16 protein-coding genes are annotated in these 16120 nt (G+C 68.3%); 13 read left to right on the top strand and 3 right to left on the bottom strand.

Annotation, left to right across the window (positions count from 1 at the left end; translation table 11 throughout):
* Positions 1 to 49 precede the first annotated feature (49 nt).
* A complete protein-coding gene (locus tag M1D56_RS10195; RefSeq protein ID WP_271173761.1) occupies positions 50 to 1111 on the top strand; it encodes a 4-hydroxy-3-methylbut-2-enyl diphosphate reductase in 1062 nt (353 codons plus the stop codon).
* Positions 1108 to 1650, top strand: a complete 543-nt coding sequence (locus M1D56_RS10190; RefSeq protein ID WP_456283490.1) for a DUF6264 family protein — start codon at positions 1108 to 1110, stop codon at positions 1648 to 1650. Before M1D56_RS10195 ends, M1D56_RS10190 begins: the two co-directional genes overlap by 4 nt.
* Positions 1651 to 1709: 59 nt before the next feature.
* Here the strand turns inward: M1D56_RS10190 and fbaA are convergent, their stop codons facing one another.
* Entirely contained in the window at positions 1710 to 2738 is a 1029-nt protein-coding gene (gene fbaA / locus M1D56_RS10185; RefSeq protein ID WP_282979568.1) for a class II fructose-bisphosphate aldolase, read from the bottom strand.
* 179 nt (positions 2739 to 2917) lie between these two features.
* On the opposite strand from fbaA, the gene glpX reads away from it, so the two are divergent.
* Together glpX and M1D56_RS10175 are read left to right on the top strand one after the other, a co-directional pair.
* Positions 2918 to 3922: a class II fructose-bisphosphatase gene (gene glpX / locus M1D56_RS10180; protein ID WP_271173758.1), complete on the top strand. Its 1005-nt coding sequence runs from the start codon at positions 2918 to 2920 to the stop codon at positions 3920 to 3922.
* A gap of 120 nt (positions 3923 to 4042) precedes the next feature.
* The gene (locus tag M1D56_RS10175; RefSeq protein ID WP_271173757.1) at positions 4043 to 4264 is read left to right on the top strand and encodes a UDP-N-acetylmuramyl pentapeptide phosphotransferase; all 222 of its coding nucleotides are present in this window, start codon (positions 4043 to 4045) and stop codon (positions 4262 to 4264) included.
* Positions 4265 to 4294: 30 nt separating this feature from the next.
* On the opposite strand, the gene M1D56_RS10170 is transcribed toward M1D56_RS10175, so the two are convergent.
* The gene (locus M1D56_RS10170; RefSeq protein WP_456283489.1) at positions 4295 to 4879 is read right to left on the bottom strand and encodes a 3'-5' exonuclease; all 585 of its coding nucleotides are present in this window, start codon (positions 4877 to 4879) and stop codon (positions 4295 to 4297) included.
* A 104-nt stretch (positions 4880 to 4983) separates the two neighbouring features.
* On the opposite strand from M1D56_RS10170, the gene M1D56_RS10165 reads away from it, so the two are divergent.
* The 3 genes from M1D56_RS10165 to M1D56_RS10155 are packed head-to-tail and all read left to right on the top strand — an operon-like array spanning position 4984 to position 8341.
* Positions 4984 to 5604 carry a TetR/AcrR family transcriptional regulator gene (locus M1D56_RS10165; protein ID WP_456283487.1) on the top strand — a complete coding sequence of 207 codons (621 nt, stop codon included), beginning with the start codon at positions 4984 to 4986 and terminating at the stop codon, positions 5602 to 5604.
* Positions 5601 to 6452 (top strand): hypothetical protein, encoded by an 852-nt coding sequence (locus M1D56_RS10160; protein ID WP_456283486.1) that lies wholly within the window; start codon positions 5601 to 5603, stop codon positions 6450 to 6452. Before M1D56_RS10165 ends, M1D56_RS10160 begins: the two co-directional genes overlap by 4 nt.
* On the top strand, positions 6449 to 8341 hold the full coding sequence (locus tag M1D56_RS10155) for a YhgE/Pip family protein (RefSeq protein WP_456283485.1): 1893 nt from the start codon (positions 6449 to 6451) through the stop codon (positions 8339 to 8341). Before M1D56_RS10160 ends, M1D56_RS10155 begins: the two co-directional genes overlap by 4 nt.
* Here M1D56_RS10155 and M1D56_RS10150 read toward each other — a convergent pair.
* Positions 8331 to 9407 (bottom strand): aromatic acid exporter family protein, encoded by a 1077-nt coding sequence (locus tag M1D56_RS10150; RefSeq protein WP_456283483.1) that lies wholly within the window; start codon positions 9405 to 9407, stop codon positions 8331 to 8333. The two genes, M1D56_RS10155 and M1D56_RS10150, sit on opposite strands and share 11 nt — an antisense overlap.
* A 111-nt stretch (positions 9408 to 9518) precedes the next feature.
* Between M1D56_RS10150 and ychF the strand changes: the two genes are divergently transcribed.
* The 6 genes from ychF to M1D56_RS10120 all read left to right on the top strand — a co-directional run bounded on the left by ychF (position 9519) and on the right by M1D56_RS10120 (position 16016).
* A complete protein-coding gene (gene ychF / locus M1D56_RS10145) occupies positions 9519 to 10592 on the top strand; it encodes a redox-regulated ATPase YchF (RefSeq protein WP_456283481.1) in 1074 nt (357 codons plus the stop codon).
* A 221-nt stretch (positions 10593 to 10813) separates the two neighbouring features.
* A complete protein-coding gene (locus M1D56_RS10140; protein ID WP_456283480.1) occupies positions 10814 to 11221 on the top strand; it encodes a hypothetical protein in 408 nt (135 codons plus the stop codon).
* Positions 11222 to 11351: 130 nt separating this feature from the next.
* Positions 11352 to 11732, top strand: a complete 381-nt coding sequence (locus M1D56_RS10135; protein WP_456283479.1) for a TIR domain-containing protein — start codon at positions 11352 to 11354, stop codon at positions 11730 to 11732.
* A 29-nt stretch (positions 11733 to 11761) separates the two neighbouring features.
* Positions 11762 to 12202: a RipA family octameric membrane protein gene (locus M1D56_RS10130; protein WP_456283478.1), complete on the top strand. Its 441-nt coding sequence runs from the start codon at positions 11762 to 11764 to the stop codon at positions 12200 to 12202.
* Positions 12199 to 12489, top strand: a complete 291-nt coding sequence (locus tag M1D56_RS10125; protein WP_456283476.1) for a DUF7701 domain-containing protein — start codon at positions 12199 to 12201, stop codon at positions 12487 to 12489. Before M1D56_RS10130 ends, M1D56_RS10125 begins: the two co-directional genes overlap by 4 nt.
* Before the next feature lie 1064 nt (positions 12490 to 13553).
* Positions 13554 to 16016 (top strand): hypothetical protein, encoded by a 2463-nt coding sequence (locus M1D56_RS10120; RefSeq protein ID WP_456283475.1) that lies wholly within the window; start codon positions 13554 to 13556, stop codon positions 16014 to 16016.
* The last annotated feature ends 104 nt before the right edge of the window (positions 16017 to 16120 follow it).

The following is a 16120-nucleotide window of genomic DNA, read 5'->3' as shown; positions in this document are numbered from 1 at the left end:
GGACGGCGGCACCCTGCCTGTCCCCAGGGGGCGCACGTAGGATCGGAGCATGAGCTCGACCGCCATCCATCTGCCCGTGCCCCGCGTGCCGGGCAGGAGCGTGCGCCTTCAGGATAACCCCGTGCCCGGACGCAAGCGGGTGCTGCTCGCGGCGCCGCGGGGCTACTGCGCGGGCGTCGACCGCGCAGTGATCACGGTCGAGAAGGCGCTCGAGCGCTACGGGTCGCCCGTCTACGTGCGCAAGCAGATCGTGCACAACATCCACGTCGTGCGCGAGCTCGAGGCGAAGGGCGCCGTCTTCGTCGAGGAGGTCGACGAGGTGCCAGAGGGCGCGCACGTCGTGTTCAGCGCGCACGGGGTCTCGCCCGCCGTCGTGAGCGCCGCGTCGGACCGGGGCCTCCAGGCCATCGACGCCACGTGCCCGCTCGTCACCAAGGTGCACCGCGAGGCCGTGCGCTTCGCGCGCGACGACTTCCACATCCTGCTCGTGGGCCACGAGGGCCACGAGGAGGTCGAGGGCACCGCGGGAGAGGCGCCCGAGAACGTCACGATCGTGAACTCGCCCGACGAGGCCGACACGATCGAGGTCGAGGATCCGTCGAAGCTCGTGTGGCTCTCGCAGACCACGCTCTCGGTGGACGAGACGATGGAGACGGTGAACCGCCTGCGCGCGCGCTTCCCCGAGCTGCACAACCCGCCGTCCGACGACATCTGCTACGCGACGCAGAACCGCCAGGTCGCGATCAAGAAGGTCGCGGCCGGAGCCGATCTCGTGATCGTCGTCGGCTCGGCGAACTCGTCGAACAGCGTGCGCCTCGTCGAGGTCGCCCTCCAGCACGGCGCGAAGGCCGCCTACCGGGTCGACTACGCGAGCGAGGTCCGGCAGGAGTGGCTCGACGGCGTCGAGACCGTGGGCGTGACGAGCGGCGCCTCCGTGCCCGAGGTGCTCGTCCAGGAGGTGCTCGACGCGCTCGCGAGCGCCGGCTACCGGGATGTCGAGGAGGTGCGGACGGCGGAGGAGGACCTCATGTTCTCGCTGCCCAAGGAGCTCCGCCAGGATCCGTCGGGTCGCCGCGACGCCCGTGCCGTGGGAGGCCGAGGCCGCGCATGACCGAGCCCCGCGACGACGCGCGGCCGCAGCCGCGGTTCGGGCAGTACGCCACGCCCGAGGAGCAGCGCGCGCGCATGGGGCTCCCGTCGGCTCCCGAGACCCGCGCGCCGGTCCCCGCGGCCCCCGTCGCGCCGCCGTCTGCCGACGCCGCGCCCCTCCTGTCGGGCGGTCGCCTGGTGGACCGTGCGGCGACCGTCGCGATGCTCGTCTTCGGAATCGTCAGCGTCATCCAGTCGATTCCGCTCGTGCTCGACACCACGCGCCTGCTCGAGACGATGGGACTCGACGTCGAGCTCGCCGACCCGGCCGGCGTGCGGATCTGGGGCGTCGCGGCCGTGATCGTACTGACGCTCGGATGGATGGCGACCGCGCTCCTGTCATGGCGCGTCGCGCGGCGCGGGCGCCTGACGTTCTGGGTGCCGATCCTCGGCGCTGTCGTCTTCAACCTGCTCGCGAGCATCGTCGTCGTGATCCCTCTCGTGAGCGATCCCGCCGTCGGGGATGCCGTGCTGCGGATGCAGGAGTCGTTCGGCGCCTAGCTCTGAGACGACGAAGCCCGGCGCCGCACGGCGCCGGGCTTCGTCGTCTCAGAGCGCTGTCAGCTCTGCGACTTGCCGAACGAGCCGAGCTGGCGGGTCGACTCCACGACGCGCGCGGCCATCGCCGACTCGGCGACCTTGCCCCACGCGCGCGGGTCGTACTGCTTCTTGTTGCCGACCTCGCCGTCGACCTTCAGGACGCCGTCGTAGTTCGAGAACATGTAGCCCGCGATCGAGCGCGTGAACGCGTACTGCGTGTCGGTGTCGATGTTCATCTTGACGACGCCGTTCGCGACCGCGAGCGCGATCTCCTCGTCGGTCGAGCCGCTGCCGCCGTGGAAGACGAGGTCGAGCGGCTTCTCGCCCGTGCCGAAGCGCGCCTGGATGCCCTCCTGGATCTCGCCGAGGAGCTCGGGGCGGAGCTTGACGCCGCCCGGCTTGTAGACACCGTGCACGTTGCCGAAGGTCAGGGCGGCGATGTAGCGGCCCTGCTCGCCGAGGCCGAGCGCCTCGACGGCCTTCGTGACATCCGCGACCGTCGTGTAGAGCGCCTCGTTCGAGCCCTCGTGCGCGACGCCGTCCTCCTCGCCGCCGACGACGCCGACCTCGATCTCGAGGATCGCGTTGATGTTCTTCATGCGGGGGAGGAGGTCCGCCGCGATCTGGATGTTCTCGTCGAGCGGCACGGCCGAGCCGTCCCACATGTGCGAGTTGAACAGCGGCTCGCCGCCGTTCTTCACGAGCTCCTCCGAGTACTCCAGGAGCGGGAGCACGAAGCCGGGGAGAGCGTCCTTCGGGCAGTGGTCGGTGTGCACGCCGACCGTGATGGGGTAGTTCTTGGCGACCTCGCGGACGTACTGCGCCATGGCGATCGCGCCCGTGGCGCGGCCCTTGACGGTGTGCCCGGCGAAGTAGTCGGCTCCGCCGGTCGTGACCTGGAGGATGCCGTCGGAGCCGGCCTCGGTCAGGCCCTGGAGCACGGCGTTGATCGTCTGCGAGCTCGACACGTTGAACGCGGGGTAGGCGAAGCCGCCCGCCTTCGCGCGGTCGAACATCTCTGCATACTGATCCGGGGTGGCGACGGGCATTGCGGTGCTCCTTCGAATGGCGAGGTGAGTGCAGTCTCAGCCTAGCGAAGGCCGGATCTGCTCCGACGACGGCGGCAATCGGGCGCGATCCTCACGATCCGGAAAGAAACGCAGATCCTTCGATCTGGAGCGCGCGAAGAACACCGATCTGCGCCATCCGCTGCCGCTACTCTCTCAGCATGACTGCCGACACGCACGAGATCACGAGCGCCGACGACCTCATCCCGCTCCACCCCGACCGCAACATCGCGCTCGAGCTCGTGCGCGCGACGGAGGCCGCGGCGATCCGCTCGGTCCCGTTCATCGGCCGCGGCGCGAAGGAGGCCGCCGACGGCGCGGCGGTCGATGCGATGCGCGCGTTCCTCGCGACCGTCGACTTCGACGGCGTCATCGTGATCGGCGAGGGCGAGAAGGACAACGCGCCCATGCTCTTCAACGGCGAGCACGTGGGCACGGGGCGCGGTCGCTCGTACGACATCGCGGTCGACCCGATCGACGGCACCTCGCTGACGGCGGCCGGGCGCAACAACGCGCTCTCCGTGATCGCGCTCTCCGACCGCGGCACGATGCTCGACGCGTCGAGCGTCTTCTACATGGACAAGCTCGTCACGGGCCCCGCGGGCGTCGGTGTGGTGGACATCCGCCTGCCGATCGCCGAGAACATCCGCCTCCTCGCGAAGGCCCTCGACAAGCCCGTCGAGGAGATGGTCGTGTCGGTGCTCAACCGTCCGCGCCACGAGCAGCTCATCGAGGACATCCGCGCGACGGGCGCGGGAACGCGCCTCATGAGCGACGGCGACGTCGCAGGCGGCATCAACGCGGCCCGCCACGATGCGCGCACCGACATGTGCGTCGGGATCGGCGGCAGCCCGGAGGGCATCGTCACGGCGTGCGCGATCAAGGCCCTCGGCGGGCACATCCAGGGCCGCCTCTGGCCGCGCGACGACGACGAGGCGCAGAAGGGCATCGACGCGGGCCTGAAGATGGACCACGTCTACGAGGCGGATGACCTCGTCGCCGGGAGCAACACGATCTTCGTCGCGACGGGTGTGACCGACGGCGCGCTCGTCGAGGGCGTGCGCCGCAAGGACGGCTACGTCTACACCGAGAGCGTCGTGCTGCGCGGGCACTCGGGCACGCTCCGCCGCATCTCTTCGGACCACCTCGAGTCGAAGTGGTTCTGATCCCCTGAGCGCGGTCCGCCGCGTTCGTGATGTGTCTGTGACCGCCTCTCAGCCGACTTCGGCGACAATGGAGGTGGCGCAGGAGGACTCAGCGCGTCACGGGAGGGGTGGACCGAGATCATGGCAGTGCACGAGACCGTTCAGCAGACCGTGCGGGAACCCGACGTCCGGACGGGCGCGCAGGCAGTCGTCGCCGCCGCGAAGGACCCGGCGCGTCGCCCCGATGTCCTCTTCCGCGTTCGCCGCGCGCCGGACCAGGAGGCGAGCCCCTGGTGGCACATCGGCGCGTTCGTGGTCACCTCGGCGGCGGTCGTCGCCCTGCTGAGCTTCCTGCCCGGCTGACCCCGGCCAATCGCCCGGCGGGTGGGTGGCTCAGCCCACCCGCTCGGCGACGAGCAGCGTCGCGATGGCGATGCCCGCCGACTGCGCGAGCGCCTCGACATCGTCCACGCCGAATCGGCGCGCCGCGTCGATGACGATGTACGCGGACGCCAGGGCGTCGGCGCCCGCGTCGTGGTGTGCGAAGCCGGAGAAGCCGGCCGCGGCCGCCGCGCTCGGCAGCTTGTAGGACGGGAGATCGTACGTCTTCCGCGCGAGCTGGAGGCTGCACAGCGAGCGCCAGGGCGGGCAGACGACGCCCGTGGCCGCCGACGCGCGACCGAGCACGCCCATGTCGAAGGCCGCGCTGTGCGCGACGAGGATGTCGTCGCCCGCGAATTCGCGCAGATCGTCGAACTGCTCGGCCCATTCGGGCGCCCCGGCCACGTCGTCGGCGTGGATGCCGTGGATCGTCGAGTTGAAGGCGAAGAACTCGTCGAAGCCCGCAGGCGGCCGGATCAGCCATGAGGCGCGAGCGGCGATCTCCCCGCCCCTCACGCGAGCGAGACCGACCTGGCATGCGGACTCCGGGCGGGAGTTCGCGGTCTCGAAGTCGATCGCGGTGAAGTCGAGGGGCATCCGTCAAGTCTCTCCGACCGTTCCTGGGAGCGCGGACCGCGGCGCGCCTGTGAGTACTCCGAAATAACTTGCACACCGATGTGCAGATTACTACCGTGGAGGTCATGGACGAGACCGCACCGCCCCGTGGCCGTCGCCGCGACGCGCTTGAGAACAGGGAAGCCCTGCTCGAGGCCGCCGCGCGCCTGCTCCGACGCGATCCCGAGGCATCGATCGACGCCGTCGCCGCCGAGGCGGGTCTGAGTCGCCGCGCCCTGTACGGCCACTTCCCCTCGCGGGACGCGCTCCTCGGCGAGCTCGTCGAGCGGGGCACCGAGCGCATCGCCTCGGCACTCGCCGACGTCGGCGACCCCGACCCGGCCGCGCATGTCGCCCGGATCGGGATGGCGCTCTGGCAGGAGGTCTCGGACGTCAAGCTCGTCGCGCGCGTGATCGTGCGCGGACCGCTCGAGCGAGCGGCCGCGCGCGGGCTCGAGCCCATCCGCGCGTCCCTCCGCGACGCGGTCGCGCGCGGTGCCGCGTCGGGCGCCTTCCGCTCCGACGCCGAGCCGGCGATCGTGGCACGGCTCATCGAGGACTCCGCGCTCGCGGTGCTCGACGAGGTCGTGCGGCGCGGGCTCGGCGACGCCGAGGCGCGGCATCTCGTCGTGGTCACGGCACTCGGCGTCGCCGGGCTGTCCTGGCGCGACGCCGCGGCCGTCGCGATGGCGGTGGGCGCGGCATGAGGATCTCGGCGCGGGGCATCTCGAAGGGCAGCGTGCTGCCGGAGACGACGGTCCACGCCCGCTCGGGCGAGGTCGCCGTCGTCCCCGTCGAGGGCGGACAGCGGCCGAGCGTGCTGTCGCTCATCCTCGGCGGCCGGATGTCGCCCGACTCGGGCGAGGTCGCTCTCGACGGCGTCGCGGACGCGCGAGCGCTGCGGCGCGCGGTCGCGATCGTCGACGCGCCTGACGTGAGCGCCCCCGTCGACGATCTCGCCCTGCACACCGTGCTCCGCGAGGAGCTCGCCTTCTCGGGGGTGCGCGGCACGCGTCGCGCAGCGCGCCGGATGCTCGCCGACGAGGGGCTCGTCGCCTACCGCGACACCGCCATGGGCGAGCTCCCCGCCGAGGTGAGGGTGCGCGTCCTCACCGAGACGGCGGCGCGTCGCCGCGGAGTCGAGGCGCTCGTCATCGTCTCGCCCGACCGCCACGGCGGCGACCCACGCGGATGGTACGAGGTCGCGCGGTCGTGGGCAGACCGCGGGCTCCTCGTGATCGTGCTCGCCGGCGGCGCATCGGTCGAGGCCGTCGGGGCGCTCATGGCGCTCGAGCGCGACGCGCACGCCCAGGTCCACGACGTCGTCCGCGAGCCGGTTGCGGCCGAGACCGCGCCGCTGCCGGTCGCGCCGCCCGTCACCGTCCTGCGTTCCGAGGCCGACGTCCCCGTCGAGGGCGAGCGGGAGACTCCGCCTCCGTCCGCGCCATCCGACACCGCGCCATCGGACATCGCGGACGCGGGGCTATCCGCCGCCGCATCCGCCTGCCCCGACCCGATCGCGTCGCGACCCGACGCGGAGGAGACCGAACGATGACCTTCCTCACCCTCGTGCGCACCGAGCTCAAGCGCCTCACGGCCACGCCGATGGCGAAGCTCGCGCTCGCGGCGCTCATGCTCGTGCCCGTGCTCTACGCCGGCCTCTATCTCTGGGGCAACGACGACCCGTACGGGAACCTCGATCAGGTGCCGGTCGCGCTCGTCGTCGCAGACGAAGGGGCCACGCAGGACGGCGAGACGGTCAACTACGGCGATCAGGTGCGCGACCAGCTCGTCGAGGACGCCGAGATGGACTGGCATGTCACGACGTCGCAGGAGGCCGCAGACGGGATCCGCTCGGGGGAGTACGACTTCATCGTGACGTTCGGGCCGGACTTCTCGCGAGCGCTCACCTCGGCGGCGGGGGATGACCCCGAGCAGGCCGTCGTGGAGGTCACGACGAACGACTCCAACAGCTACCTCGCGGGCACGATCGCGGATCAGGTCGGCGAGAAGGTGCGCTCGAGCCTCACGCAGGAGGTCGGCCGGGAGGCCGCGCGGAAGCTGCTCGACGGGCTCGCGACCGTGCGATCGGGCCTCGTCGACGCCGCAGACGGCGCGCGGGAGCTCGCGGACGGGACGGGCGAGGCGCGGACGGGATCGGCGACGCTCGCGGATGGGGCCGGCACGGCGGCCGACGGCGCCTCGCAGCTCGCGGATGGCCTGACGACGCTGCGCGACTCGACCGCGGCGCTGCCCGACCAGACGCGCCAGCTCAACGACGGCGCGCACCAGGTCGCAGCGGGCAACGCGCAGCTGTCCGCGACGGTTCAGCCGGTCGCGCAGCGCATCGGCGACGCGGTGGCGAACCTCCCGACGGAGGAGGACATCCGGGGCCGCCTGCAGGAGGCCGGTCTCGACGAGACGCAGATCCAGACGGTGCTCGGAATCGTCTCGCCCGTGCGGACGGATCTCGAGAGCGCGAACGCGCAGGTGCAGGATGCCGCCGGCAGCATCCAGGCGCTCGCCGACGGCAGCGCGCAGGTCGCCGAGGGCACGCAGAAGCTCGCGGACGGGATGCCCGCGCTGGTCGACGGGATCTCGAGCGCCCAGACCGGCGCGGAGGACCTGTCGACCGGAGTGCGGCAGCTCGCCGACGGCGCGTCGTCGCTCGCGGACGGCCTCGTCAAGATCGACGACGGCGCCGTGCAGCTGCGTGACGGACTCGCCGACGCTGTCACGCAGATCCCCGACCAGTCGGAGGACGAGCGGAAGACAGCCGCCGCGATGATCGCCGACCCGGTGCACGTGTCGTCGAATGCGATCACGGAGGCGTCGTCGTACGGTGCGGGAATGGCGCCCTTCTTCATCAGCCTCGCGGCATGGATCGGGATCTACGCGCTGTTCCTCATCGTCAAGCCCTACTCGAAGCGCGCGGTCACGGCGCTGCGGCGGCCCCTGCCCATCACGCTCGCGGCATGGACGACGCCTGCGGCGCTCGGCATCCTGCAGATGGCCGTCGTGTTCTGCGTCGTCGCGTTCGCCCTCGGGTACGCCGTGGCGCAGCCCTGGCCGATGCTCGGGTTCATGGCCCTCACCTCCGCGACCTTCGCGGCGATCATCCTCACGCTGAACGTGCTGCTGGGGAGCGTCGGGCAGTTCCTCGGGCTCGTGCTCATGGTGCTCCAGCTCGTGACGGCGGGCGGGACGTTCCCGTATCAGACGCTGCCGACACCGCTTCGGACGCTGCACGAGGCGCTGCCGATGAGCCATGCGGTCGACGGCATCCGACAGCTCATGTACGGAGGGGACTACGCGCGCGCCTGGGCGGACGCGGGGTTCCTCGGGCTGTGGCTCGTCGGCGCTCTGCTCGCGGCCTTTGTCGTGACCTTCCGGATGACGCGGCGCCGCACGCTGCGCGACCTCCGGCCATCCCTCATCGGGTGATCGGCCGGGCGCTCTCGAGGATGCGCTGGAGGCAGAACCCGACCGTCGCGGCCTCGGGACTCGGAGCCCCGGCGTCGCGCACGGTCGAGAGGTAGCCGGCGACCGCGTCCTCGGCGGCGGACACGAGATCGTCGGCGTCCTCGGACTCGAGGGGCGCCGCGACGAGGTCGGCGCACGCGCGGATCGCCGTGACGAGCGGCTCATGCGCCGTGCGGTCGACCGTGGGCTCGCCGTCGTCCTCGCCACCCGAGCGGAAGAGCGCGTCGCTGAGGTCGCGGATCGAGAACACTGTGTGCTCGAGAGCCCTGCGGCGCCGGTCGTTGACGGCGCGCTCCTCACGGTGGCCGCGCGAGCGCGGGTTGCCCCGGGCGCTCTCGTCGGCATTGAGCACGTCGGCCGCGACCGCGGAGGCGGTGCGACGGAGCCCGCTCACGATCGTGTCGATCTCCTCGCGGGGCCCGGTGCCGCGCTCGAGGAGGTCGGCGAGATCGCGAAGCGACCCTGCCGCGGCATCCCTCAGCTGGGAGAGGCGCCGGCTGGCATACCCGAGATGCAGCGGCGGCACGATCGCGAGGTTGACGCCGACGCCGACGACGACGCCGAACGCGAGCGTGACGATGTACGAGATCGAGAACTGGTCGGCGTCGGCCCCGCCGAGGAGCAGGACGAACATCCCGGCCATCGCGACCCAGTCGCCGCCCGCCCCGAGGAAGCGCGTGGCGCCCGCGAGGACGCCGACGCCGACCACGCCGCCGAGGGCGACCACGGCCGGACCGCCCGCGTGCACGAGAGCGAGCCCCGCGGCGCCCAGCGCGATGCCGATGCCGACCCCCGCGAGCGTCTGCAGGCCCGTGCGCACCGAGCGCATCAGTGTGGGATACATGCTCACGAGTGCGCCCAGGGGAGCGTAGTAGGAGTACTCGTTCTCGGCGAAGGGCACCCAGGGTGCGAGGTACCATGCGAGACCGCACGCCACAGCCGTCTTGGCGGCGAGGAGGCCGCGCCCCGGCCCCTCGAGCTCCTGGCTGCGGCGCTTGAGCGCCTCCCACCGCGCGCGCCACGTCATGATCGAGACGGTACCGGTCGCCGTGCGCTCGCGGAACGGGTGGACAGCGTCCGGGGTCGTCGTCTATCCGCGCGGCGGCCTCGCAGGCGCCGCGCCGTAGGATGGATGCCCGTGGCTCTCACTATCGGAATCGTCGGCCTGCCCAACGTCGGCAAGTCCACCCTCTTCAACGCCCTGACCAAGAACACGGTGCTCGCGGCGAACTACCCGTTCGCGACGATCGAGCCGAACGTCGGCGTCGTGGAGCTGCCGGACGCGCGCCTGGACCGTCTCGCCGAGATCTTCGGCTCGCAGCGGATCCTCCCGGCGCCGGTGTCGTTCGTCGACATCGCCGGCATCGTGCGCGGGGCGAGCGAGGGCGAGGGCCTCGGCAACCAGTTCCTCGCGAACATCCGCGAGGCCGACGCGATCGCGCAGGTCGTGCGCGGGTTCGCCGACACGGATGTCGTGCATGTCGACGGCAAGGTCGATCCGGCGAGCGACATGGAGACGATCAACACCGAGCTCATCCTCGCCGACCTCCAGACCCTCGAGAAGGCGCTGCCGCGTCTCGAGAAGGAGGTCAAGGGGAAGAAGACCGACCCGGCGGTGCACGCCGCGGCCCTCGAGGCGAAGGCCGTGCTCGACACGGGCAAGACGCTGTTCCAGGCCGGCTTCGACGTCGCGCCGATCAAGGAGCTCGGCCTGCTGACGGCCAAGCCGACGCTGTTCGTGTTCAACGTCGACGAGGGCGTCCTCACCGACGCCGCGCGGATGGCGGAGCTCGCGGCGCTCGTCGCGCCCGCCAAAGCCGTGTTCCTCGACGCGAAGGTCGAGTCGGAGCTCATCGACCTCGAGCCGGCCGAGGCACTCGAGCTGCTCCAGTCGCTCGGCCAGGAGGAGTCGGGGCTCGACCAGCTCGCGCGCGTCGGCTTCGAGACGCTCGGGCTGCAGACCTACCTCACCGCGGGGCCCAAGGAGGCGCGCGCGTGGACCATCCGCAAGGGGTGGACGGCACCGCAGGCCGCCGGGGTCATCCACACCGACTTCGAGCGCGGCTTCATCAAGGCCGAGATCGTCTCGTTCGCCGACCTCGACGAGGCCGGGTCGATGAACGAGGCCAAGGCGAAGGGCCGCGTGCGGATCGAGGGCAAGGACTACGTCATGCAGGACGGCGACGTGGTGGAGTTCCGGTTTGCGCTTTAACCTCTGGCAGTACGGCGCTGAGGAGATTTGAGTTGGACGCAGGTACTTGGTTGGGTCTCGCTGCACTTGTTGTAGCGATCCTCGCCATCCCTGCGACGATCTTGGCGACCAGACATTGGGGCAATCGTCGTGCGCGCCTGGACGTCGAGATCGATGCGATTCCGCTCCTACCAGAGAGCGTGGGGCCTGGTCTTCTGGAGGTGACGTATAGGGACATCCCCGTGAGCGCGCCGCACCTAGTGACGGTGATGCTTCGGAACTCAGGCCCGCGCGATCTCGCCTCGGGCATGTTTGACAATGGGAGATCCATCGCCGTCAAGTTCGATCAGACCTTCTACGGACTCACCGCCGTCAACGGCGGTGTTCAGACCATCTCGCCCGGGATAGGTACCCGTGCCGACGAGGCTGTCGTCCGTGTGAAGCCCGCGCTCCTTAAGCGAGGTTCGTCATGGTCGTTCAGCGCGGTGACAACTGGGCCGGTCGAAGTCGACGTCGATGCGCCGCTCATAGACACCGATGTGCGGGCCATTGCCTCGGACAACCGGGGAGGCGCGGAGATCACGCTGCGTCTGAGTGTTCTCGGCATCACGGCTGAGGTTCCGTTGCGACGGGGTTCTGACCGGCGATGACGGCGAATCGGTAACGACAGTGAGTGCCGCCATGTGTGCCGTGTTGCTGTGACGTACTCCGAACTGTCGGTTCTTGCTGACAGGATGACCGTGGCCGGGAACACCCGGACGAACGACACCGGAGGGTCCCATGGCGCAGCGCGCATTCATTAGCTTCGATTACGACAACGACGCCAGGCTCAAGGACCTGCTCGTCGGCCAGTCGAAGAATCCCGACTCGCCCTTCACGATCGCCGACTGGTCGATCAAGGAGCCCTCGGCGGACTGGAAGGACAAGGCGCGACGCCGGATCCGCGCCAGTGGCCTCGTGATCGTGCTGTGCGGCAAGAACATGCGCACCGCGACCGGCGTGGCCGTCGAGCTCGCCATCGCCCAGGAGGAGGGAATCCCGTACTTCCTTCTCGCCGGCTACGCGGAAGGCTCCACGAGGCCGACGACGGCGAAGCCCAGCGACAAGCTCTACAAGTGGACCTGGCCGAGCCTCAAGAAGCTCGTCGGCGGTGCAAGGTGACGGCCGATCCCACACCCGATCCCCGAGTCATGGAGGCGTACAAACTCGCCGTTGAGATGGCCGACAGGGTGTCGGCGCGTCGCGCGGTCGCGAACGCGTTCTTCCTCACCGTGAATACGACGCTCGTGGCCGTCGTCGGCCTGCGGGGCACGGCGGCGAGCTCGGCGCTCTTGACCATCTCGGTCTGCCTGGCAGGGATCGCGGTCGCCGCCTGCTGGTGGTTCCTGCTCCAGAACTACCGACGACTCAACGAGGCGAAGTTCGTCGTCATCAACAAGATCGAGGCCGACCATCTACCGGTGAGGGTCTTCTCGGATGAGTGGGCCGCCCTAGGCGGGCCGGATGCACTCGCGGGAAGGGTCGCCAGGGCCAAAGCAGCGTTCAAGCAGCTCGGGACGGTCGAGAAGATCGTCCCCGTGGTCTTCGCGCTGTTGTACGTCATGCTCCTGATCGGGAGACTGGTCGCATGACGACCTACCTGGAGCACGACGCCGAGCTGATCAAGGGGTGCCTCCCGGACGGTGCCGAAGCGCCGGAGGGCTCCGACGCGCTGTTCCTCATGTACGCGGTGCTGATGCGCGCGAAGGGCGGCGACACCACGGCGTCGGATGTCCACGATGCCTGGTCGGCGTGGATGATCGGAGTCGACCCGGGCCACGAGTCGATCCGCCCGTTCGAGGATCTCGACGCCGAGACCCGCGGTGAGGACAGTCCGTTCCTCGTGGCGATCAAGAAGGCCGCCGCCGGACTCAAGTAGGTGAGGCTGCACGGCCAGACTCTTGCTAACCGTGGCGACGTGGTGGATTTCAGGTTCAATGTCTAAGAAGGGCTTCTGACCAGGGGTTTTATCTTCTCGGCTTCCGATGGGACTCGACGGGCGAGATTTGATCTATCATCAGTTGCTTAGCGTTCATGCCGCTGACCTGCGCTTTTAATCGGCCCCTTCGGAACTTCGGCAGGGGCCGACACTCGTTTCTGCGGTGCGGGAGCGTGGCTGGCAAGCACCCCCGAATGGTCAGTTCTGGGGAGGATTCGAGTTGTTCGACGCGCGATCTCTCGCTAGTTGCGCTGACTCAAAATAGGTCTGACTCAAAACTCGGGGCTCGACGGGGATCGATCGTTGCAGGTGCTCCCTTCGCCCCACGGTCGCCTAACTGCCGGCATCTCGCCGCTCGAAGACGATCGATGCGCTCACCGAGGTCTAGGCTCGAAGGCTAGGCCTGAGGCGAACGCGAGAACAGGCGATACCGTCGACCTAAAAGGGCGCAACCGCCACTCGGAGTTCTGGCAGTGCCTGTGCAAGCCACAGAGCCCCCGCGATCACGGGAGGGAGCTGTAGTAGTCGCTGGGACTGCTGCACGAGTGGGCGAGATCTGGTCGGGCTGCCCGCGTGGTGGGCCTGGAAGGTTGGTGCTGTGCCCATCGACAGAGGAACAGGCTCGTTCTGTTCTGCTGCTGAGCGCGCCTAGAGTGAAGGATGGCTACGGTGATGGGCCGTGTTCATCCCGTCCGTGCAATTTACCGAGGACGGCCAGATCGATCCTGACGTGTCTGCCATGGTGAAGATGCTGACAGCTGCTGGTATGAGCGGCTGGATACTCAGGGCCTGGTTGTGTACGCCGGCAGGGCTGCTGAGCGGTGAGATCCCGTGTGAGGTGGTAATGGCTAACCCCGAGCGTGCCTTCACGGCCGCCTCCTGCGCCGCCGAACAACACGCCACGCCCTCCTGGCAGAGGATAAGAACGCCCAGGAGGCCATGAGGGTCTTGCGATGGGGTAGGAATCCAGTATCTACGGTTTGTGTGGACAGAAATGGAGTGCCATGGGGAAGAAGCAGGCTCGCGATTTGCCTTCAGGGCGAATGGTCACGGCCGATGATGAGGGTCTTGCCGCGGCCTTTGAGCGCATGGGGAAAATGCTTGGTCGAATGAACGAGGAGGAGAATCCGAGGGAGTACGTGCTTCGTGGCCCAGCGATAATCGCCGAGCATGTCCAGGCCATCGCGGAGTCGTTGAAGGACGCTGACGCCTTCGACGTGATCGAGCTCATGCGGATGCGCGAGATGCCGATGATCCTCGAGGGCTACCGCGAAAGCCTTGCTGATCAGATGCCGGCAGCTGTCGAACTCGTTGCGCTCATTCTGCTCGCCAGGGGGCAGCGCGCGCCTGTGTCGAAGCCGACGAGCAAGACCCGCCCTGCGGGATTGATTCCCGACCTGCACGAACGGGCGCGGGAAATGCTGACCCTGGGCTCCTTCGCTCTATTCAGTTCGGGTGAGCGAAACGAATTCGGGCCGCTGACCATGTTGTCCGCCCAATTCGTCAGCCACGGTCTGACAGTGCAGTTCATGCAGTACGCGCATATCCATGACGAGATCAACGAAGAGCTGTTCTCATCGCGCCACCTCGGTGAATTGCTCCTCGAGACGCTTGGTTTCAGCTACGAGGACTTCTGCGCTGTGCGTGAGGCAATCGTTCGCGTCCACGGGGAGAAGTTCTTCGCCATCCGCGACACCGTCGGCGAGATGTTCGAGCAACGCGACGAGAAGAAGAACGATCCTGCGTTTGAAAAGGACGCGCGCTCCGCCCTGATGAGTATGCTGGAGCTTCCTGGAGAGCGCGCAACCCTCACTGTTCAAGATATTGCCGAAGCGTCGGGCGTGCCGGCAGATCGGACCCAGGCCGTTCTGGATCGGTTCAGCCTGTCATTCAACGGCGCTGACGACGCGCTTGCCGTAGTGACGAAGTTCCTGAGCGGCGATAACCCGCTCCGCTCCGCATCGCTGCTCAAGGACGCCGACGGCAACTACATCCTGACAGGCAAGCCGATCGGTACCGACTGCTTCCGTCAAGTCGTCGAAGAGGCGCTCAAGGCGGTCCCCGCAAAGTTTCGCCGTTATGAGAAGCGCCGCATGTTCGTGAGCGAGGGGCTCGCTCTGAAGCGTCTTGCCGCCCTCCTGGGCTCAGACGCAACCCACGCGAACCTCAAATACTTCCGCGCTAATCCGGGCGTCGAGGTTTCTGAGCTCGGACCCGATGCGCAGGACATCAACTCGATCGCCGAGCAGACTGAAGCAGACGGGCTGTTCATCATCGAGGATGTCGCGATTTGCGTAGAAGTGAAGGCAAAGAGCATCTCGGGTCACGCGCGGCGTGGGCATGTCCAGAGGTTGTCTGCCGACCTGCGGGAAACGGTCGGCAGCGCGACCGACCAGGCGCTCAGGCTTGAGAACCATATCCGAACCAATCACGGGCTGTGGCTTGAGAATCGCGAATGGCTGGAGCTCTCGGAGATCCGCGAGATTCGCTCGGTGACCGTCTACCTCGACGACTTCGGCCCGCTGTCCACTGCCTTGGACGAACTCGTGCGTGCCAAGGTGGTGGGAAGTGATCGTTTCCCTTGGCTCGTGACGTTGCACGACCTCAGCGTCATTGCCGAGGTCATCGATAGGCCCGCGGAGTTCCTGCTCTATCTGCGACGTCGCACAGAGTCGGAAGTGTCGCTGAAGTTCTCAGCCGTCGACGAGCTCGATCTCTTCATGCTATTTCTCTCGGGCGGCTTGTGGGTTGAACCGGACCCTGATCGGGTAAGCGAAGAGTTCCTTGGCGTCGCGCCTTCTACGGGCAAGGAGCGTCGCCGGTATCAGGAGTCGGCTGTTCCCACTCGCGTGATGACTCAAACCGATGAGCTGGACGCTTGGGTCTATTTCCAGGAAGACTCGAGCGATGTAGAAGCCGAGAAGCCTTCCTTCGGCGTCCTGCCGGGCATCGCCCAGATCATAGACTTCCTTCAGGATGGGCACAAGCCAGGGTGGTTCCGCTTCAGCGCAGACCTGTTGAACCTTGCTGAGGAGTCGCAGGAGTCACTGGTCGACATGGTCGAACGCTTGGCGTTGATGACCCGGCAGGACGGTCTCCACCACAATTCGATGATGGCGTTCGCCGGAGCGTGGGGCTACCCGACGTTGTTCATGGGCTCCAAACCTCGAAAGATGTCTATTCAAGAGGCCAGTACCCGGCTCGCGGCCTACGGATTCGCGAAGAAGCACCAGATTCAGTCGGATCGTGCGCTCATGGTGGTCTTCGATGAGGAGCAGCGCATCGGATCGATCCGTTATGACAACTCGCCTCCGGTGGAGAACAAGGAGCTTGACGGCTTCGTTGCGGAGATGGGCCTCATCCCTCCGGCCGTCATGGGGCGTCCGATCCCACCGTCGGCGCGAAGGGCGACCGTCAGGCTGAATCCGAGTCGGAAGCCGAAAAAGAGGGGTAAGCGAGACCGCTAACGACCCCCGCAATACCGCACGTAGTGGTTGCTAACCGCGGCGACGTGGTGGAGTTCCGCTTCAACGTGTAGACGGCGTCCTGAGCACTGGCCAGCCTGAGCTTC

Source organism: Microbacterium sp. JZ101 (assembly GCF_053903175.1).
This window is presented reverse-complemented; position numbering and strand designations above follow the sequence as displayed.

What these genes read in the sequence shown, in the direction of transcription:
- M1D56_RS10130 (WP_456283478.1), top strand. Translation starts at nt 11,762, where the DNA reads ATGGAGGCGTACAAACTCGCCGTTGAGATGGCCGACAGGGTGTCGGCG.
- M1D56_RS10155 (WP_456283485.1), top strand. Translation starts at nt 6,449, where the DNA reads ATGACCTTCCTCACCCTCGTGCGCACCGAGCTCAAGCGCCTCACGGCC.
- M1D56_RS10175 (WP_271173757.1), top strand. Translation starts at nt 4,043, where the DNA reads ATGGCAGTGCACGAGACCGTTCAGCAGACCGTGCGGGAACCCGACGTC.
- M1D56_RS10125 (WP_456283476.1), top strand. Translation starts at nt 12,199, where the DNA reads ATGACGACCTACCTGGAGCACGACGCCGAGCTGATCAAGGGGTGCCTC.
- M1D56_RS10195 (WP_271173761.1), top strand. Translation starts at nt 50, where the DNA reads ATGAGCTCGACCGCCATCCATCTGCCCGTGCCCCGCGTGCCGGGCAGG.
- M1D56_RS10160 (WP_456283486.1), top strand. Translation starts at nt 5,601, where the DNA reads ATGAGGATCTCGGCGCGGGGCATCTCGAAGGGCAGCGTGCTGCCGGAG.
- fbaA (WP_282979568.1), bottom strand. Translation starts at nt 2,738, where the DNA reads ATGCCCGTCGCCACCCCGGATCAGTATGCAGAGATGTTCGACCGCGCG.
- M1D56_RS10165 (WP_456283487.1), top strand. Translation starts at nt 4,984, where the DNA reads ATGGACGAGACCGCACCGCCCCGTGGCCGTCGCCGCGACGCGCTTGAG.
- M1D56_RS10170 (WP_456283489.1), bottom strand. Translation starts at nt 4,879, where the DNA reads ATGCCCCTCGACTTCACCGCGATCGACTTCGAGACCGCGAACTCCCGC.
- M1D56_RS10120 (WP_456283475.1), top strand. Translation starts at nt 13,554, where the DNA reads ATGGGGAAGAAGCAGGCTCGCGATTTGCCTTCAGGGCGAATGGTCACG.
- M1D56_RS10150 (WP_456283483.1), bottom strand. Translation starts at nt 9,407, where the DNA reads ATGACGTGGCGCGCGCGGTGGGAGGCGCTCAAGCGCCGCAGCCAGGAG.
- M1D56_RS10190 (WP_456283490.1), top strand. Translation starts at nt 1,108, where the DNA reads ATGACCGAGCCCCGCGACGACGCGCGGCCGCAGCCGCGGTTCGGGCAG.
- M1D56_RS10135 (WP_456283479.1), top strand. Translation starts at nt 11,352, where the DNA reads ATGGCGCAGCGCGCATTCATTAGCTTCGATTACGACAACGACGCCAGG.
- glpX (WP_271173758.1), top strand. Translation starts at nt 2,918, where the DNA reads ATGACTGCCGACACGCACGAGATCACGAGCGCCGACGACCTCATCCCG.